Source organism: Halosimplex rubrum, assembly GCF_013415885.1.
GTDB classification, from domain to species: domain Archaea; phylum Halobacteriota; class Halobacteria; order Halobacteriales; family Haloarculaceae; genus Halosimplex; species Halosimplex rubrum.
On record NZ_CP058910.1, the window covers coordinates 1,667,270 to 1,683,517 of the forward strand.

Sequence of the window (16,248 nt, forward strand, 5' to 3'; positions counted from 1 at the left end):
GTCCGGTCGCGACCGCGCTCGTCCGGGTTCGACAGCACCGCCCCTCCGTTTCAGGTCCGCGCGACCGAGCAGTCGACGAACAGCTCGTCGAGGTCGTACCGGTCGGGGATCAGTCCCTGGTTCTCGGCGTACGTCTGGAACTTCTCCAGCTCGGGGACGGTGCGGTCGGTCAGGCCGTACTCCCAGGCGTCCTCGCCGAGGATCCGGTCCTGTTCGACGAGGTGGAGGTGCCCCCAGGTGTTGGTCGTGTGGGTGCTGGGGCTCAGGTTGGCTTCGAGGGCGTCGTCGCGGGCCTCGCGGAAGGCGTCGAACAGCGAGACGGCGAGCCACGGGTGGGCCTCCAGCAGTTCGTCGCGGACGGCGACGGTGTGCATGATCGGGTGGATCCCCGTGTCGCGGTAGTACTCGCGTTCGGTCTCGACGGGGTCGTCGAACATGAGCGCGGCGTCGTCGGACTCGACGACGCTGTGGAACATTGCGTTGGCGGGCTCCATGGCGGCGACCAGCTCGCCGTCGAAGAACATCGCCCGCAGGTCGTCGGGGTCGACCATCGCCTCGCCGCCCTGCTCGCCCGGCACCGTGCGGATGTCGAAGCGGTCGGGGATGTCGACCGGCACGTCGTCGCCCTTGCGGCGGAACCAGGTCACCTCCGAGAGGTCGAGCCCGTAGCGCTCGCGGGCGATGCCGCGCATCCACACGTCCCGCGTCGTCTGCCAGGACTGGATCCCGACCCGCTCGCCGGCCAGGTCCGACGGGTCGTCGATCCCGGCGTCGGTCCGACGGTAGCAGAACGACTGGGGGAACTTCTTGCACGGGAAGACCGGGATCGCGGTGAAGGGATACTCCTCGGGCCGTTCGTGCGAGGAGAGGTACGACGCCAGCGACACCTCGCACACGTCGAAGTCGCCGCGCTCGAAGAAGCGGCGGTGGCGTCGCGGGGGGTACTCGGCCACGACGGTCGCGTCGACGCCGTCGGGTTCGACCGCACCCGTCAGCAGCGACCGCGTCAGGTCGCGGGTCCAGCAGGCGATCGACAGGTCCAGTGCCATACCCGAACCGTCGCGCGTCGCGGCCGTAAGCCCGGCCGAACGGCCCATCCAGCGGGACGCGACGCAACGCTTAACGGGGCGAATCCGCGACTGCGCGTCACTCCGCGTCGCCGCGCCGCTCGGCGACCGCCGCGACGGCGTCGATGATCTTCTCGTAGCCGGTGCAGCGACAGACGTTGCCCGACAGGGCCGACCGGAGCGCCTCGCGGTCGGCGTCGGGGTCGTCGTCGAGGTGGGCGAGCGCCGACAGCACGAACCCCGGGGTGCAGTAGCCACACTGCAGGGCGCTGTGTTCCTCGAAGGCGTCCTGCACCTCGCGGCCGAGGCTCCCGGTGGCGATGCCCTCGACGGTGGTGACCGATCGGCCGTCGACCTTCGCGGCCATGACCAGACAGGCCTTCACGGCGTCGCCGTCGAGCAGGACGGTGCAGGCGCCACAGCGGCCGCCGTCGCAGCCGGCCTTGACGCTCCGGGCGTCGCAGTCCTCGCGGAGCAGTTCCCGCAGCGAGCGGTCGGGCGGCGTCTCGACGGTCCGCTCCTCGCCGTCGAGTTCGAAGGCGACTCTCATGGCGACCCTCCCGCCCGGCCGATGGCGCTCAGCAGACTCCGCTCGGTGAGCGTCGCGACCAGCCGGCGTTTGTACGCGGGCGACCCCGCCTCGTCGTCGATGGGGTCGATGTCCGCGGGCGCTCGCTCGCTCGCGGCTGCGACGGCCTCGGCGCTCGCCGCCTCGCCGGTCAGGTCGCCCTCCACCGCGTGCGCGCGGACGGGCGTGTCCGCGACGGCCGAGCAGGCGACGCGAGCGGTCTCGACGGCACCGTCGACGAGGGTCACGACCGCGGCGACGCCGGCGGTCGCCCGGCCCGATCCGGCGGCGGCGTGGCGTTCGTAGGCCGAGCCCGACCGCTCGGGATCGGGACGGTCGAACGTCACGTCGGTCACCAGTTCGCCCTCGTGGCGATCCGTTCGGAGGTGGCCGATCAGGAACTCGCTCAGGGGGACGCGCCGGCGGCCGTCCGGGCCCGCCAGTCCCACGTCGGCGTCCAGTGCGCGGAGCGGCGCGAGCAGGTCGAACGTCGGATCGCCGTGGGCGACGGCCCCGCCGACGGTCCCGAGGGTCCTGACCTGCCGGTCGGCGACGACGGCGCAGGCCTCGCCCAGCGCGGCGACGCGGTCGGCCAGGCCGTGGTCGGCCAGTTCGGCGTAGGTCGTCGTCGCGCCGACGGTCGCGCGGCCATCCTCGACCGTGACGCCGGACAGCCCCGGGACCGCGCTCACGTCGACGAACGCGTCGGCGTCGACCAGCCCCTGCCGGACGAGGGGCAGCAGCGTCTGGCCGCCGGCGACGATTCGCACCCGGCCGTCGGCGTCGCGCAGTCGCCGACAGGCGGCCTCGACCGTCTCCGGGCGGTAGTAGTCGGCCTCCGAGCGCCCGGTCGCGTCGGCGGTCCCGTCAGTCATCGCTCTCACTCCCGTCGAGCGCGAACAGCACGTCCTCGTCGCGGACGGGCGCCGCGGTGAACCGCTCGCCGACGGCGTCACGGACCGCGCTCGTGACCGCGGGCGCGACGGGCGTGATCGACGGCGTCCCGACGCCCTTCGCGCCGTACGGACCGGATTCCTCCGCGGACTCGACGATCTCACAGGCCAGCCGGTCGGGCATCTCGGCGGGCGAACTCACGGGGTAGTCGGCCAGTGTCGCGTTGGTCGGCACGCCCCCCTCCAGCTGAACCTCGGAAGTGAGCGCGAACTCGATCCCGTGGCCGACGGCGCCCTCGATCTGGCCCTCGACGAGCGTCGGGTTGATCGCGTAGCCAACGTCCTGGGCGGCGACGTAGGCGGTCACGTCGACCGCGCCGGTCCCGGTGTCGACGGCGACCTCGGCGAAGTGGACGCCGTAGGCCAGCGGCGCCCGCTCGGTCTCGGCGCGACCCGTGACCGCGAGGGGGTCGTCGACGAGCGCGCCGACCGAGATAGCGCTCCCGTCGGGCGACTCGACGCGGCCCTCCCGGACCGCCAGGTCCTCGGGCGGTGCGTCGAGGTGGTCGGCCGCGCGAGCGCGCAGTCGGTCGCACAGGTCGTCGGCGCCGTCGCGGATCGCCGCGCCGACGAGGTACGTCGTCCGGTTGGCGACCGAGCCGTACTTGTCGTCGACCGCGTCGTCGGGGTCGTAGCCCTGGACTGTCACCCGGTCGAGCGCCAGTCCGGTGGCCTCGGCGGCGATCTGGGCGAGCGCGGTCGCGGCGCCCTGGCCCACGTCGATGGCGCCCGTGCGGACGGCCAGCGAACCGTCGGGCGCGAGGGTCAGGCGCGCCCCGGCGTAGTCGTCGTTGTTCCCGGCGGCGGGCGTCGTGATCTGCCCGCCCGCGGCGACGCCCCGGCCGTAGACGGTGTCGTCGGATCGCTCGCTCTCGGGGCCGTCCCGGTCGTCGCCGCCGGCGTCGGGGCTCGCTCGCAGCTCCTCGAACCGCGCCCGACCGCGGTCGAGGCACTCGCGGAGGCCGCAACTGCTCACCGGCGCGTCGGCGTGGGGCCGTTCGTCGCCCTCGGCGACCCAGTTGCGCCGGCGGACGGCGACGGGGTCGAACCCGGCCCGGCGGGCGAGTTCGTCGAGGTGGGACTCCAGCGCCCAGGTGATCTGCGTGACGCCGATACCGCGGTACTCGCCGGCTGGCGGGTTGTTAGTGAACGCCGAGACGCCCTCGAAGCGGTAGTTCTCGACGGCGTAGGTGTCGAGCGGCCGGCCGCGGCAGGCGCTCAGGACGACGTGGCCGACGCCGTTGGGGTACGGGCCGGTGTCGGCGACGGCGTCGACCGACAGGGCGGTGAGGCGGCCGTCGTCGGTCGCCCCCGCTTTCAGGTCGAGGTGGGTCGCGTGGCGTGACTCGGCGGCCGAGAACTCCGTCTCGCGGTCGAATTCGAGTCGGACGGACCGTCCGGCTTCCCGGGCCAGCGCGGCCGCGACCGGTTCGAGAGTGAGCTTCGTCAGCGACCGCCCGCCGAAGCTCGACCCCGCGGTCGGGGGACGTTTGACCTCGACTTCGACTTCGGCCTCGCCCTCGGGGTCGTCGAACAGCCGTTCGAGCGTCTTCTCGGCGTGGCCGCGGTTGCCGAGCGTCGCGGTCACGCGGAGCGTCTCCCCGGACCACTCGGCGACCGCGCAGTGCCGGTCGAGGTTGCAGTGGGTGACCCGCGGCGTCCGGTAGCTCGCCTCGTGGACGTGGTCGGCGGCGGCGAACGCGGCGTCGGGATCGCCCACTTCGAGGGCGTGGTAGTCGTCGACGTTGCGGACGTACTCGGGGTTGTCTACCCGGAGGGGGTGGCGGTCGGGCTGGCCGAACGCCGGGTCGGCCTGCACGACGGGGGCGCCCGAACGGACGCTCTCGCGGGGGTCGTGGACCGACGCCAGCGGGTCGAGGTCGTACTCGATGGCCTCCACCGCCGCGTCTGCGGCCGCGGGGGTCTCAGCGGCGACGGCGGCGATAGCGTCCCCGTAGTGGCGGACGCGGTCGTCGAACCCGCCCGGCAGGTCCCAGCGGGGGACCACGGCGGCCACGTCGTCCATCGCGGCGGCCGCGTCGCCGTCGAACCCCACGATTTCGGCGTGAGGGACCGGCGACCGGACGACGCCCCCGACGAGCGCGTCGGGGTGGTCCACGTCGGTCGCGTAGCGGGCCCGGCCGCGGACCTTCGCCCGGGCGTCCTTGCGCGTGGCCGACGACCCGACGGCGGACTTCGGGTCGGGGCCGGAGTGCCCGGGCGTCACGCGCGGGCCTCCACGCGGTCGACGAGGTTCTCGAAGTACGTCTCGACGTTGGCGCGGACCTGCCGGCGGAGCACCCGCGACCCCATCGTCGCCAATCGGCCGGTGAAGGTCACGTCTACGTCGTACGCCAACTCGGTCGCCGCGCCCTCGTCGGTCAGCGTCACCGTCACGTCGGCGTCCATGCGGCTCCCGGTTCGGGAGTCCGTCCCGACGCCGGTGAAGCGGAGCCACTCCGGGCGGTCGCGCTCCTCGATCCGGACTTCGCCGTCGAGCGCCACGTCGATCCCGGTGATCCGCTGGCGGATCGCCCCCTCGTAGCGGTCCTCGGAGACCCGCGCGATCTCCTCGGCGCCCATGACGCACGTGGTCAACACGGCCGGGTCGGTGATCAGGTCCCAGGCCGCCGACCGCTCGACCGGGACCGTCTCGGTTCCCTCGAACTCCATACGGAAGCGTCGGTGCGACCGACGTAAACGCGCGACGGGGAATCCCGCCGAGTGGGAGCGCCCGGGTCGGTCCGGGCGGACTCGAACCCGAGTTCAGGCGTAGTAGTCGGTGTCGAGGTGGTCGGTCGCGAACAGCTCGCCCGGATCGTAGCGCTCGGCGGCGACGCCCTGGTCGTGGGCGTACCCGGCCAGCGTCTCGACGGCGGCGACGTTGTCCTCGGTGAGCCCGTACTCCCAGGGGTCCTCGCCCAGCACCGACCGCTGTTCGTCGGCGTACACGTCCGCCCACACCAGCGGGAGTTCGCGCGGGCGCTCCAGCGCCGAGAGGCCGATCTCCTTGGCGTGCTGGAAGGCGTCGTACAGCGGCTGGACGACCCAGGGGTGCTCGGCGAGCACCTCGTCGCGGACGACGATCGCGTGCATGACCGGGAAGATGCCCGTCTCGCGGTAGTAGCGCTGCTCGACGGCTTTCGCGTCGTCGAACAGCCGGCGGGCGTTCGCGATCCCGGCGTCGACGGGGTGGAAGATCGCGTCTATCTCGGCGCGTTCGATCATCCCTTCGAGGAGGCCGATCGTCGACCCCTGGTGGCCGACGTACTCCAGGTCGAACCGCTCGGGCACGTCCACGTCGACGATCTCCGACCCGCCGGCAACCCACTCCACCTCGGCGAGGTCGAGGCCGTGGCGGTCGGCGAGGGTCCCGCGCTGCCAGATCCCCGTCGTCGTCTGCCAGTTGACGATGCCGACGCGGGCGCCCGCGAGATCCGCGACCGAATCGATCCCCGCGCCCTCGCGGACGTACATGTACGCGTGGCGGAACTTGCGGAAGGGGAATATCGGGAGGGCGGTGAACGGAAAGCGGTCGGCGTCGCGGCGGGTGGCGAGGTAGGTCCCCATCGACAGCTCGCAGGCGTCGAACTCCAGGTCCCGGACCATCCGGGAGAAGCGGACGGGGTTGGGGTAGTTCACCGCCGAGAGGTCGACCCCCTCGGGCTCGACGCGGCCGTCCCGGAGGGGCTGGGTCCAGGCGTAGGGGTGGACGGCGAGCGAGAGATCCAGCGCCATCACTCGGTGACCTCGAAGGCCATGTGCAGCGCCGGCAGCGGCCGGACGGGGTGGTTGTCGAGATACGAGAGGTGCGGGCGGACTTCGAACACGGGTTTCTCCTCCTGCATGTCGAAGAGGCTGGGATAGACGTCGAGGAAGTGCCAGCCGGGCTCGCCGGCCGCCCGGAGCCGCGCGTGGACGGTGCCCTCCTTGTCGTCGCCGGCGGTGCCACAGACGTAGCCCAGCGGCGTGTTGTCGTAGACGAAGAAGGGGGCGTTCTCGTAGATGGTCCAGCCGATCCCCGACAGCTCGATGTCGATCTCCGTCCCGACGGGGCCGCGGACGGGCGCGAACGTCTCGATGGAGGGCTGCATCATGAACCCGGTCACGGCGACCTCGCGGCCGTCGACGGCGGCGGTGATCGGGCGGGTCGACCCCTCGGCGCGGGGGATCGCGATCTCCGTCTGGAAGCCGCCCTCCGAATCGGTTTCGACCGTCGGGAGCACGTCCGGCTTGGGCTCGGGAGTGATCGGGATCCCCTTGACGCGGTGGCCCTCGTGGCGGTACCAGATCAACTCGACCTCGGTCTCGGCGGGGAAGTTCCGGCCGGTGAGTACGGCGGTCGTCCCGGCCTGGCCCGAGGGGGGCGAGATCTCCAGTTCGGCCTCGGTGTCGGCGTCGATCTCGGGGTAGTGGACGCTCATCGGCTGCTCGTCGAGCAGCGGGTCGACCCAGGCGGTCCGGGGGTCGTCGTCGGGCTCGGTCACCTCGACGGTCCAGACCGACTGGCGGCCGCCCGCGACCGGGCCGTACGGCGACTGGGTGTTGTTCTGGAGGTAGGGGACCCCCTTGTAGTTGCGCCACACCTGGATGACGTGTTCGCCGGGCGGGCCGACCGCGCGGATCTCGGCGGTCGCGGTCCCGCGGTTCATCACGCCGGTCACGAACCCGACGTTGCCGTTGTCCCAGGAGATCTGGTAGTTGTTCGTGACGACGTTCGGGCCGATCCCGTAGCCGGTGATAGTAAAGGCCTCGCCCAGCGGCGCCTCGGTGCGGTCGATCTCGAAGTGGGGCGTGACCGAGAACTCGTCGCGCGCGAGGACGTTCCCGTCGCCGTTCTGGACCTGGATCCGGTGGGCGCCGCCGTAGTCTCTCGGGATCGTCCAGTCCTCGTCGAAGGCGCCGTCGGCGTCGGTCCTGACGGTCGCGATGCGGTCGGTCCGGGGCTGGTACTGCGGGCCGACGACCTCGTTGCCCTCCAGGACGCCCCACCGACCTTCCGTCGAGTTCCACAGCAGCTCGTACTCCTCGTCGGCCGGGAAGTTACGGCCCTTCAAGGTGATCTCGTCGCCGACGTACCCCTCCTGGTCGCTCAGCACCAGCGTGCCGTCCGAGCCGCTGCCGCGACGGTGGCGCTGGAGCGTCTCCTTCAGGTCGCTGGACACTCCGGATTCGTCGTCCATGTCTGTCCGTTCGCGGCTCCCTCGAATACGTCTGTGCCGGCTTCCACACTGGCGGTGGACACGGCAAGAGTTAAGGGGTGAATCGACCACGGCTCGCGGTCGGCGGTGTCGAAACGAGAAAGCGGTCGGCCGTCGGTGCCGGCCGACGGGCACGAGCTATCCCAGGAACAGCCGGAGCTGCGGGTACTGTTCGACGACGTCGAGCTCCTCGATGCGGGCGTCCAGACCGAGGATCCGGCCGGCGCCGAACGCGCCGAGGCCGAACAGCAGGAAGACGTACACCATGTGGTAGTCGATGAGCAGGGCGTTGTCGAAGGGATAGGAGGCCAGCCAGTAGAACAGCATCATCGTGGCGCCCCAGAACGCGCTGAACCGGACAAAGAGTCCGAGGATCAGCGCGAGGCCGACGAGCGTCAGCCCGAGCTGGTTCAGCGGCGTCAGCAGCCAGGCCCAGTCGTTGCCCATCGCCGTCCACAGGCCGGTCAGCGGGTTGCCGTCGGGGATCCCGTACAGCAGGAACCCGCGGACGCTCCACTCGGGATCGACGACTTTCGTGATCCCGGCGTAAAAGAGCGTCCAGCCCATGATGAGCCGCAATGCGAACAGCGCGTACCCTATCCACGTCTCCGAGTAGGTGAACTCCACGTCCCAGCCGAACACCTGTGATTCGAGTTCTCGGGTCGCCATACACCGACGTTCCGCCAGCGAGCGGATAAGCCGTGCCGTGATTCCCAGCCGCTGGGACCGGACGCGCGCACTCGAGACGGCGATACCGGCGATATCGCCCCACAGAACGCGGATCCCGCCCGGTCCGCCGCGGTGGCGCGAGCGACCACGTCACCTCCCGTTCCCGGCCGGCGAGAAGCCCGTCCGGGCTTGAAGGTCGCCTCCGTGGTAGCTTCGCACACGGCCGGGGACCGACCGGTCGCGGTCCGGATGCCGTCGTCGCCCGCCGCGGGGCGACGGACCGGACGGCGACCGCTCCCCGACGGTGATTCACCCATGTCGACGCACACTCCGCTGACGGTCGCGACGCTCGTCGTGACGACGGTCGCCGTCGTCTCCGGCGCGCTCGTCGCCTCGCTCGCGTACAGGGCGGCCAATCGAACCGCGTCGCGCGAGCTGTGGCTGCTGAGTTACGGACTCGCCGCGATCGCGCTCGGCCCGCTGGCCGGGGCACTGGGCGCGGTCGCGCTCGGACTCGACGCCGAATCGACCCTGTTCGTGCAGGGGCTGCTCGTCGCCCCGGGGTTCGCGCTGCTGGTCCGGTCGCTGTACCCCGCCGGTCGACCCGTTCGGGCGTGACAGCGGCCGGACGGGGGTTCGGTCAGTCGTCGCCGTCCCGCCGACCGGACCCGTCAGTATCGCGAGCGGAGCGGCCGTCCGCTCGACGGGCTCGCGACTGGTGTCCGTACCTGTACGGGTACGCCCACAGGTGTACCGAATACATGGATCACTGAAAACCTCTCAATGCGGTAATAGTGGATACCTAGAGAAGCGTTATGTGGATATTCGATCTGAGGATTACTACGGTCGAACGCCAGGTATGAACGACGATCCATCGCGGATGAAACGGAAGGTACAGAAGCTGGGGTCGTCGACGTTCGGCGTCTCGATACCGGTCGAGTGGGCGCGCGCCCACGACATCGACAAGAGCGACCAGGTGACCCTTCAGGAATCGAAAAACGGGGAGTCGCTGCTGTTGATCCCGGAGCGGTCATCGAACGACGAGGAGGAGACGCTGATCAACGCGGACCTGTTGGAGAACGAGGCGCTGGAGCGGGCGCTCATCAGTCAGTACGTGCTGGGTCGACAGATCGTCCGGATCGAGGGGTCCGAGCCGCTGAAACTCTCCCATCACGACGGCGTCCTGGCGGCCGAACGGCGGTTGATGGGGCTGGGCGCGATCGAACAGCGCGACCAGGTGGTGACGGTCCGGTGTTCCGTCGCGCCCGACGACTTCGATATCCCGACGCTGCTCGACCGGCTCCACCGGACGGAGGCGTCGATGCGCGACGACGCGGTGACGGCGCTGATCGACGGCGACACCTCGACCGCGCGCGTCGTCTCCAAGCGGTACCCGCAGGTCGAGAAGCTCTACTTCCTCTTCCTGCGGCTCCTGTTCACGACCTACCAGAACCCGCGGCTCAGCCAGGACGTCGGGCTGGAGGCGGATCTCCCGATCATCGGGTTCCGGTCGATCGCCGCGGACATCCTCTCGATGGCCGACGCGGCCTGTGAGATCGCGACGATCGCCCGGGAGCAGGAGGGGACGCCCGACGCGGCGACGACCGAGCGCATCGAAACGCTCCGGGAGACGATCGACGAGGCGGCCGATATCGCCATCAAAAGCGTCAACGACCGCGATTACGAGGGGATCGAGCGGGCGAACGACGCCTTCGACCGGGTCGACGACGAGGTCGAGTCGATGAACGAGCACCTCGCGACGGCGCGACCCGAACCGCTGTTGGCCCTCCAGCGGTCGGTGGTCCTGCTCGAACGGAGCGCCCGCGCCGCGGAGAACAGCATCTCCGTCGCGACGGACCTGACCTTCCGCGACCCGTCGGTCGTCGACGGATAGGTCGCCCTCCGCTCGGCCGGTAGGTCCCGTGAACGTCGCGCCGAGCGCCGGGACGAGAAAAAGCCCAGTCCGAACTGGGGTCGGTCGCTCGCGTGTCGCACGCGATGAGAGTCCGTCGAACGCCGGCGGCGCTCAGCCGAGCCCGGCCGCCGCCCGCACGGCCAGCGACGCGGCGGAGCCGGTCGAAGAACGACTGACTGGGGGTGAGTCGCCGAAGACGACGGCGAACGGGACACTTCTCAGGGCGACCGAGAACGCCCGTTATCGAGACGTGTACCGGATGGTCACGCACCGGGCGAGGGCCGGCTGACCGCTCCGTGTCCGAGCCGTGACGCCGCCGAGAGCACGGACGAAGCGCCAGCGACGTGGTGGACCGCTCAGACCCCCTTGGCGACGCTGTACCACTCGCCGTCCCAGGTGAACAGGTAGGCGACGGCGGCGCGGATGCCGACGAGGCTGTACAGCGGGAGGACCAGCGGCGTCGCGAGCCACGCGAGGCCGACGGAGTCGACCCGCCCCCGCCGAGCGTCGCTGACTCGCAGCGCCAGCGCGGCGCCGGCCAGCGTCGCGACGGGGAGCGCGAGCCAGGTCACCGCGCCGCTGACGACGAGGACGGCGGCCTTCGAGACCAGCGAGAGCATGAACACGTTGCCGAACACCGATCCGGCACACAGCAGCGGGGCGAGCAGCGTCCGGTAGTTGCGCGGGGAGCGACACCCGACCAGGAGGTCGTGGAGCGTCTGGGCGTAGCCGGTCATCCAGCGCTTGCGCTGGCCCCACCAGTCGGCGACGCTGTGGGCGCCCTCGATGGTCGAGGCCTGCGAGAGCAGTTCGACCACGTCGAGGTCGGCCTCGTAGCAGTCGAAGGCGAAGGCGTAGTCCTCGGTGAGCATCGCGGGGTCGTAGCCGTCGACCGCTTCGAAGGCCGACCGGCGCATCACGACGGTGCGGCTGGCGGCCATCGTGAAGTCGGTCACCAGCGTGAGCAGGCGCTGGCTCAGGTCGCCCAGCACGACCGACTCGTAGTAGGCGATCGTCTCGACGAGCCCGTCGGGCTCGGGGACGGTCCGGCCCTGCACCACGTCGCAGTCGTCCAGCCGGGCGACGGCCGTCGAGACGAACCGCGGGTCGACCCGCTCGTCGGCGTCGAAGACGGCGAGGTACGGCGAGTCGGTCGCCTCGGCGGCGTAGTTGACGGCGCCGGCCTTGCTGCCGGGGTAGCGGGTGTTGACCAGCACTTCGACGCGGGCCTCGCGGGCGGCGTACTCGCGGGCGCGTGCGATCGAGGCCTCGTCGTCGGGTTCGGCGACGACGACCACCCGCAGGTCCTCGTAGCGGCCGTCGAGCAGGCTCTCGACGCTGCGGTCGAGGACGGCGGCGTCGCGGTGGACGGGGACGACGGCGGTGACGGTCGGGCCGGTCGACGGGCGGCGGCCGGTCTCCTCGACGGCGCGCTGGCCGAACAGGGCGAGCGCCGAGCAGCCGAACATGCCGGAGACGGTGAAACAGGCCATCACCGCCTGGACGACGACGATACTGCCGAGGCCGATTCCGAGGACGGTCGGGACCGCGACGACGACGGTCATGCCGCCCTGGAGGTAGCCGGCGACGACGACGGCGGCGACGAGGCCGACGTACGCGGTCGCGTCGACCGCCTCCCGGACGGAGTCCGGACGGAGCGCTCGAACCGCGGCGGCGCTGCGACGGAGCGTCCGACGGAGACGGCCAGGGCCGGGGCTAACGGAGGGGAGGGCGTTTCGGGGACGCATCGTATCTCGACCGTCGCACGCTTCTCGCATATAAATGTATGTACGACTTCACGATCGGCAACTCGGCGAAACCGGCGGAGGGGGCGAGGGAGTCGTCTCGGCCGCGGGCGGACGCCAGGCGGCGGATCCGGCGGCGGTGGCGCGGCCGTTCAGTCGAGGTTCGCGAAGGCCTCGTCGACGAGTTCGCCGGTCTCGGCGACGATCCCGTCCATCGCTTCCTCGTCGGAGACCATCCCGAGGAGTCGCGCGATGCGCATGATCGAGACGTGGTAGACGCGCTGGACGCCGGGCTCTTGCTCCCAGACGACGACGTTACAGGGCATCAGCGCGCCGAGCCTGTTGTCGGTCGCGTCGAGCGCTCTGTCGGCGATCGCCGGGTTGCAGGCCCCCAGCACGTAGTAGGGGTCCCTGTCGGCGTCGACCTTCTCGTTGAGCATCTCCGACGGCGAGAACTCCACGGGGATCCCCATGCCGACATCGGTGAACGCCTCGCGGACGCGTTCGACGGCTTCCTCGTGGTCCATCTGCAGCGTGGTCTGGGCCTCGCCGAAGTCGTCGGGGTCGATCTCGGTCGGGTCGATCGGGAGCGTCATTGTTGTAGAGCATTGGGCGTTCAGAACAAATATATTTCGGCGGGGGCACTCCTCTCACTTCGCGTATCTATCCGGATCGAAGTCCCCCTCCGCGTCGATCCCAACCGCACACACCTCCGATTCACGTCTACAATTGCACGATCTGTACACAAATCTTATACCCGTCGATTCCGTAGCGTTCGGCACACAGATGCCGGATTCGATGTCCGAACAACTACAGCGGGACATGGAGTGTGGGGGGCTTCTGGAGTGTTTCCACGGGCTCAAACAGCTCGACAGGGACGTCTTCCAGGCGTTGGTCGACACCGACGAGCCGCTGACGGTCGACGAGGTCGCGGCGGCCGTCGACCGCGAGCGCTCGACCGCCTACCGCGCCGTCCAGCGGCTGCTCCAGACCGGTTTCATCCGGAAGGAACAGGTCAACTACGACCAGGGCGGCTACTACCACGTCTACGAGCCCGCCGACCCGGCGACCATCGCCGACGACATGCAGCGCATGCTCAACGACTGGTACGCCAAGATGGGCCAGCTCATCCGCGAGTTCGAGACGAAGTACGAGGACACCGAGACGCCCGCCGGCTCGGTCGAGGGCTGACCGGCCCGGAGCGCGCTGGCGTGACTCGCGGGACCGTCACGCCAGGTCGCCGTCGACAGCCTTCGCCGCGGTGAGTACGGGGTCCCAGACCGGGCCGAACGGCGGCGAGTAGCCGAAGTCGAGGTCGGCCAGTTCCGCCACGGTGAGTTCCGTGTGGAGCGCGGTCGCGGCGGCGTTGATCCGGTGGGCACACCCCTCCTCGCCGACGAGGCCGGCGCCGAGCAGCCGGCCGTCGTCGGCGTCGGCGCCCATCTCGGCGACGATGCGCGACCCGCCGGGGTAGTAGTGGGCACGGGAGATGGTCGTGATCGTCTCCTCGACGGGATCGAAGTCGGCTGCTCGGGCCGTCTCGCCGCGCTCGATCCCGGCGTCGGCGGCCAGCTCGGCGTTCGGTTCGACGCCCTCGTCGACGAGCACGGCGTCGACCGGGATGCGCCCGTCGCCGGTCTCGATCGCGGTCACGGCGTCGTCGCCGACGAACCGCTCGACGCGACCGTCGCGGCGTCGGGACGCGCCGTCGGTGACGGGCGGGCGGGCCGGCGGCCAACCGGGAGTAAGCCCGGCCCACTCGACCCCGGCGGGCGATACGCTCCGTGTAACAATGCGACCGCGGCGTCCCCCGTGCAACATGATAGACGGCGTCGCGGTGCGGGACCTTCAGGTGAACGCCGACGAGCGCGGCCATCTGGTCGAGTGCTTCCGCGAGGACTGGCCGGAGTTCGACCCGGAGCCGTCGATGAGTTACCACTCGACGAGCTACCCGGGGGTCGTCAGGGCGTGGCACCGCCACGTCCGGGGACAGGTCGACCACTTCGTCTGCCCCAGCGGCCGGATCAAGGTCGGCGTCTACGACGACCGCGAGGGGTCGCCGACGCGGGGCGACCTCGACACGTTCGTCGTCGGCGAACACGACCAGCGGCTCGTCCGGATCCCGGGCGAGTGCTGGCACGGGTTCAAGGTCGTCGGCGACGAGCGCGCGCTGCTTCTCAACATGCCCACGAACCTCTACGACTACGACGACCCCGACGAGCAGCGCCTCCCCCCCGACACCGACGAGATCCCCCTCGACTGGGACGAGACGCCCCACTGACCATGTCCGGACGCGCCCCACTGACTATGTCCGGACGCTCACCCCTCGCGGTCGGGAGGGCCCGCGCGTGAAGGGACTCGTGCTCGCCGGTGGGACGGGGTCGCGGCTCCGGCCGATCACCCACACCGGGCCCAAACAGCTCATCCCGGTCGCGAACAAGCCGGTCGTCGAGTACGCCATCGAGGACCTCCGCGCCGCCGGCATCGACGAGATCGGCGTCGTCCTCGGGCACAAGGGCCGCGAGGCCATCCAGTCGCTGCTCGGCGACGGGAGCGACTACGGCGTCGAGATCACCTACGTCGTCCAGGGCGCTCCCCTGGGACTGGCCCACGCGGCGGGCTGTGCCCGCGCGTTCGTCGGCGACGACGACTTCGTGATGTACCTCGGCGACAACCTCCTCAACCGCGACATCGGCCGGCTGGTCGAGCGCTTCGAGGCCGGCGACGGCGACGCGGCCATCGCCCTCCAGCACGTCGACCGGCCCCGCCAGTTCGGGATCGCCGCGGTCGACGACGACGGGACCGTCCGGCGACTGGTCGAGAAGCCCGACGACCCGCCGAGCGACCTCGCCCTGGTCGGCATCTACGTGTTCTCCCCGGCCGTCTTCGACGCCATCGCCGACCTCGAACCGTCCTGGCGGGGGGAGCTGGAGATCACCGACGCGCTCCAGTGGCTGCTCGACGAGGGGCGGGCGGTCGACGCCCACGTCGTCGAGGGCTGGTGGAAAGACACCGGCAAGCCCGGCGACGTGCTCGACGCCAACCGGCTCGTCCTCGAGGACATCGACCCGGCGGACGCGGGGCGGATCGCCGACGGCGCGCGGACCCGCGGTCGGGTCGATCTACGCGACGGCGCCGAAATCGAAGCCAGCGCCGTCGTCCGCGGCCCGGTCTCGATCGGCGAGGGCGCGACCGTCCGCGACGGCGCCTACGTCGGCCCCTACACCTCGATCGGCCCCGGTTCGACCGTCGCCGAGGCCCACGTCGAGAACAGCGTCCTCATCGGCGCGGTCGACGTCGACGCCGAGGTCAGGATCGTCGACAGCCTCGTCGGCCGCAACGCGTCGATCGAGAGCGCCGACGGCCACCGCCCCGACGGCCACCGGCTCGTCGTCGGCGAGAACTCCGAGCTGAAGTTCTGAGCATGAAGATAATCACCCACACCTGCTCCGACTGCGGAACGGTCGTCTCCGCGAACGAACTGGAGGACCGGCGCGTCACGAAGTGTCCCGGCCTCGACTGCGAGGCGGTCCTCCGCTTCTCGGACCTGCCCGAGCGCGACCGCGAGCACTTCCTCGACAACAGGGAGCGGTATCGGCTCTGAACGCCGGCGAACGACGCTCTCGGTGGCCGCTTCGGACTCGTCGCTGGGCGTTGTGTCCTTGATGGGTCGATACCCCATCAAGATGGACGGGATACGGGGGGTTACGTCCCAACAGGGACAGATCTTTGTCGATCGGTCGTCACCACACGGGTATGAGCGACTCAGGGGGGCGTCCCCAGTCGGTGACCTCGTCCATCGGCCACTGTACGTGACGACCCACGTCCTGTCGGAGTTCGCTACGCTGGCACTCCGGTACGCTGGCCCCGCCGCCGCGGCGCGAGCCGTCGAACGCGTCCGTGACTCGGGGCTGTTCACCGTCGTCCACCCCGACCCGACCGCCTTCGACGAGGCCTGCCGAGCGCTGGAGCGCTACGACGACCAGCGGATCACGCTCGTCGACCATCTCACCGGCGTACTCGCCGACCGACGCGATGTCGCCCGCGTCTTCACCTTCGACAGCGACTTCGGGACGCTCGGATTCACCGCGATCCCGAGCGATACGGACGATGCGGGCGTCGACGAGTGA

The 16,248-nt window shown here is 70.7% G+C and carries 18 protein-coding genes; 7 read left to right on the forward strand and 11 right to left on the reverse strand.

Annotated elements, in window-relative coordinates; all coding sequences use genetic code 11:
- Window positions 1–50: 50 nt before the first annotated feature.
- From HZS55_RS08175 to HZS55_RS08210, 8 genes are all read right to left on the reverse strand, one after another.
- Entirely contained in the window at window positions 51–1,049 is a 999-nt protein-coding gene (locus HZS55_RS08175) for a type 2 periplasmic-binding domain-containing protein (RefSeq protein WP_179911198.1), read from the reverse strand.
- Between the two features lie 97 nt (window positions 1,050–1,146).
- A complete protein-coding gene (locus HZS55_RS08180; protein WP_179911199.1) occupies window positions 1,147–1,617 on the reverse strand; it encodes a (2Fe-2S)-binding protein in 471 nt (156 codons plus the stop codon).
- Entirely contained in the window at window positions 1,614–2,510 is an 897-nt protein-coding gene (locus tag HZS55_RS08185) for an FAD binding domain-containing protein (RefSeq protein ID WP_179911200.1), read from the reverse strand. Before HZS55_RS08185 ends, HZS55_RS08180 begins: the two co-directional genes overlap by 4 nt.
- Window positions 2,503–4,815, reverse strand: coding sequence for a xanthine dehydrogenase family protein molybdopterin-binding subunit (locus HZS55_RS08190; protein ID WP_179911201.1), 2,313 nt, complete (start codon window positions 4,813–4,815; stop codon window positions 2,503–2,505). The genes HZS55_RS08185 and HZS55_RS08190 overlap by 8 nt, the downstream gene beginning before the upstream one ends.
- Window positions 4,812–5,261, reverse strand: coding sequence for a CoxG family protein (locus HZS55_RS08195; RefSeq protein WP_179911202.1), 450 nt, complete (start codon window positions 5,259–5,261; stop codon window positions 4,812–4,814). The genes HZS55_RS08190 and HZS55_RS08195 overlap by 4 nt, the downstream gene beginning before the upstream one ends.
- Window positions 5,262–5,354: 93 nt before the next feature.
- Window positions 5,355–6,326, reverse strand: a complete 972-nt coding sequence (locus HZS55_RS08200) for a substrate-binding domain-containing protein (RefSeq protein WP_179911203.1) — start codon at window positions 6,324–6,326, stop codon at window positions 5,355–5,357.
- Window positions 6,326–7,771, reverse strand: coding sequence for a hypothetical protein (locus tag HZS55_RS08205; protein ID WP_179911204.1), 1,446 nt, complete (start codon window positions 7,769–7,771; stop codon window positions 6,326–6,328). Before HZS55_RS08205 ends, HZS55_RS08200 begins: the two co-directional genes overlap by 1 nt.
- 156 nt (window positions 7,772–7,927) lie before the next feature.
- Complete coding sequence (locus HZS55_RS08210; protein WP_179911205.1) at window positions 7,928–8,458, reverse strand: DoxX family protein; 531 nt, start codon at window positions 8,456–8,458, stop codon at window positions 7,928–7,930.
- Between the two features lie 315 nt (window positions 8,459–8,773).
- Here HZS55_RS08210 and HZS55_RS08215 point away from each other — a divergent pair, with 315 nt between their 5' ends.
- Window positions 8,774–9,076 (forward strand): DUF7521 family protein, encoded by a 303-nt coding sequence (locus tag HZS55_RS08215; protein ID WP_179911206.1) that lies wholly within the window; start codon window positions 8,774–8,776, stop codon window positions 9,074–9,076.
- 241 nt (window positions 9,077–9,317) lie between these two features.
- On the forward strand, window positions 9,318–10,352 hold the full coding sequence (locus HZS55_RS08220) for an AbrB/MazE/SpoVT family DNA-binding domain-containing protein (protein WP_246308389.1): 1,035 nt from the start codon (window positions 9,318–9,320) through the stop codon (window positions 10,350–10,352).
- Between the two features lie 377 nt (window positions 10,353–10,729).
- Here HZS55_RS08220 and HZS55_RS08225 read toward each other — a convergent pair whose 3' ends face one another.
- Window positions 10,730–12,121 (reverse strand): glycosyltransferase, encoded by a 1,392-nt coding sequence (locus HZS55_RS08225; protein ID WP_179911207.1) that lies wholly within the window; start codon window positions 12,119–12,121, stop codon window positions 10,730–10,732.
- Window positions 12,122–12,270: 149 nt separating this feature from the next.
- Window positions 12,271–12,714, reverse strand: a complete 444-nt coding sequence (locus HZS55_RS08230) for a DUF302 domain-containing protein (protein WP_179911208.1) — start codon at window positions 12,712–12,714, stop codon at window positions 12,271–12,273.
- 190 nt (window positions 12,715–12,904) lie between these two features.
- Between HZS55_RS08230 and HZS55_RS08235 the strand changes: the two genes are divergently transcribed.
- Entirely contained in the window at window positions 12,905–13,309 is a 405-nt protein-coding gene (locus HZS55_RS08235) for a helix-turn-helix domain-containing protein (protein WP_179911209.1), read from the forward strand.
- 36 nt (window positions 13,310–13,345) lie between these two features.
- Here the strand turns inward: HZS55_RS08235 and HZS55_RS08240 are convergent, their stop codons facing one another.
- Window positions 13,346–13,771: an NAD(P)/FAD-dependent oxidoreductase gene (locus HZS55_RS08240; protein WP_246308390.1), complete on the reverse strand. Its 426-nt coding sequence runs from the start codon at window positions 13,769–13,771 to the stop codon at window positions 13,346–13,348.
- 166 nt (window positions 13,772–13,937) lie between these two features.
- Between HZS55_RS08240 and HZS55_RS08245 the strand changes: the two genes are divergently transcribed.
- The 4 genes from HZS55_RS08245 to HZS55_RS08260 all read left to right on the forward strand — a co-directional run bounded on the left by HZS55_RS08245 (window position 13,938) and on the right by HZS55_RS08260 (window position 16,248).
- Window positions 13,938–14,399 carry a dTDP-4-dehydrorhamnose 3,5-epimerase family protein gene (locus tag HZS55_RS08245; protein WP_179911211.1) on the forward strand — a complete coding sequence of 154 codons (462 nt, stop codon included), beginning with the start codon at window positions 13,938–13,940 and terminating at the stop codon, window positions 14,397–14,399.
- A 67-nt stretch (window positions 14,400–14,466) separates the two neighbouring features.
- Window positions 14,467–15,540: a glucose-1-phosphate thymidylyltransferase gene (locus HZS55_RS08250; protein WP_179911212.1), complete on the forward strand. Its 1,074-nt coding sequence runs from the start codon at window positions 14,467–14,469 to the stop codon at window positions 15,538–15,540.
- A 2-nt stretch (window positions 15,541–15,542) separates the two neighbouring features.
- Window positions 15,543–15,722, forward strand: a complete 180-nt coding sequence (locus tag HZS55_RS08255; protein WP_179911213.1) for a hypothetical protein — start codon at window positions 15,543–15,545, stop codon at window positions 15,720–15,722.
- A 208-nt stretch (window positions 15,723–15,930) separates the two neighbouring features.
- Window positions 15,931–16,248: a type II toxin-antitoxin system VapC family toxin gene (locus HZS55_RS08260; RefSeq protein ID WP_179911214.1), complete on the forward strand. Its 318-nt coding sequence runs from the start codon at window positions 15,931–15,933 to the stop codon at window positions 16,246–16,248.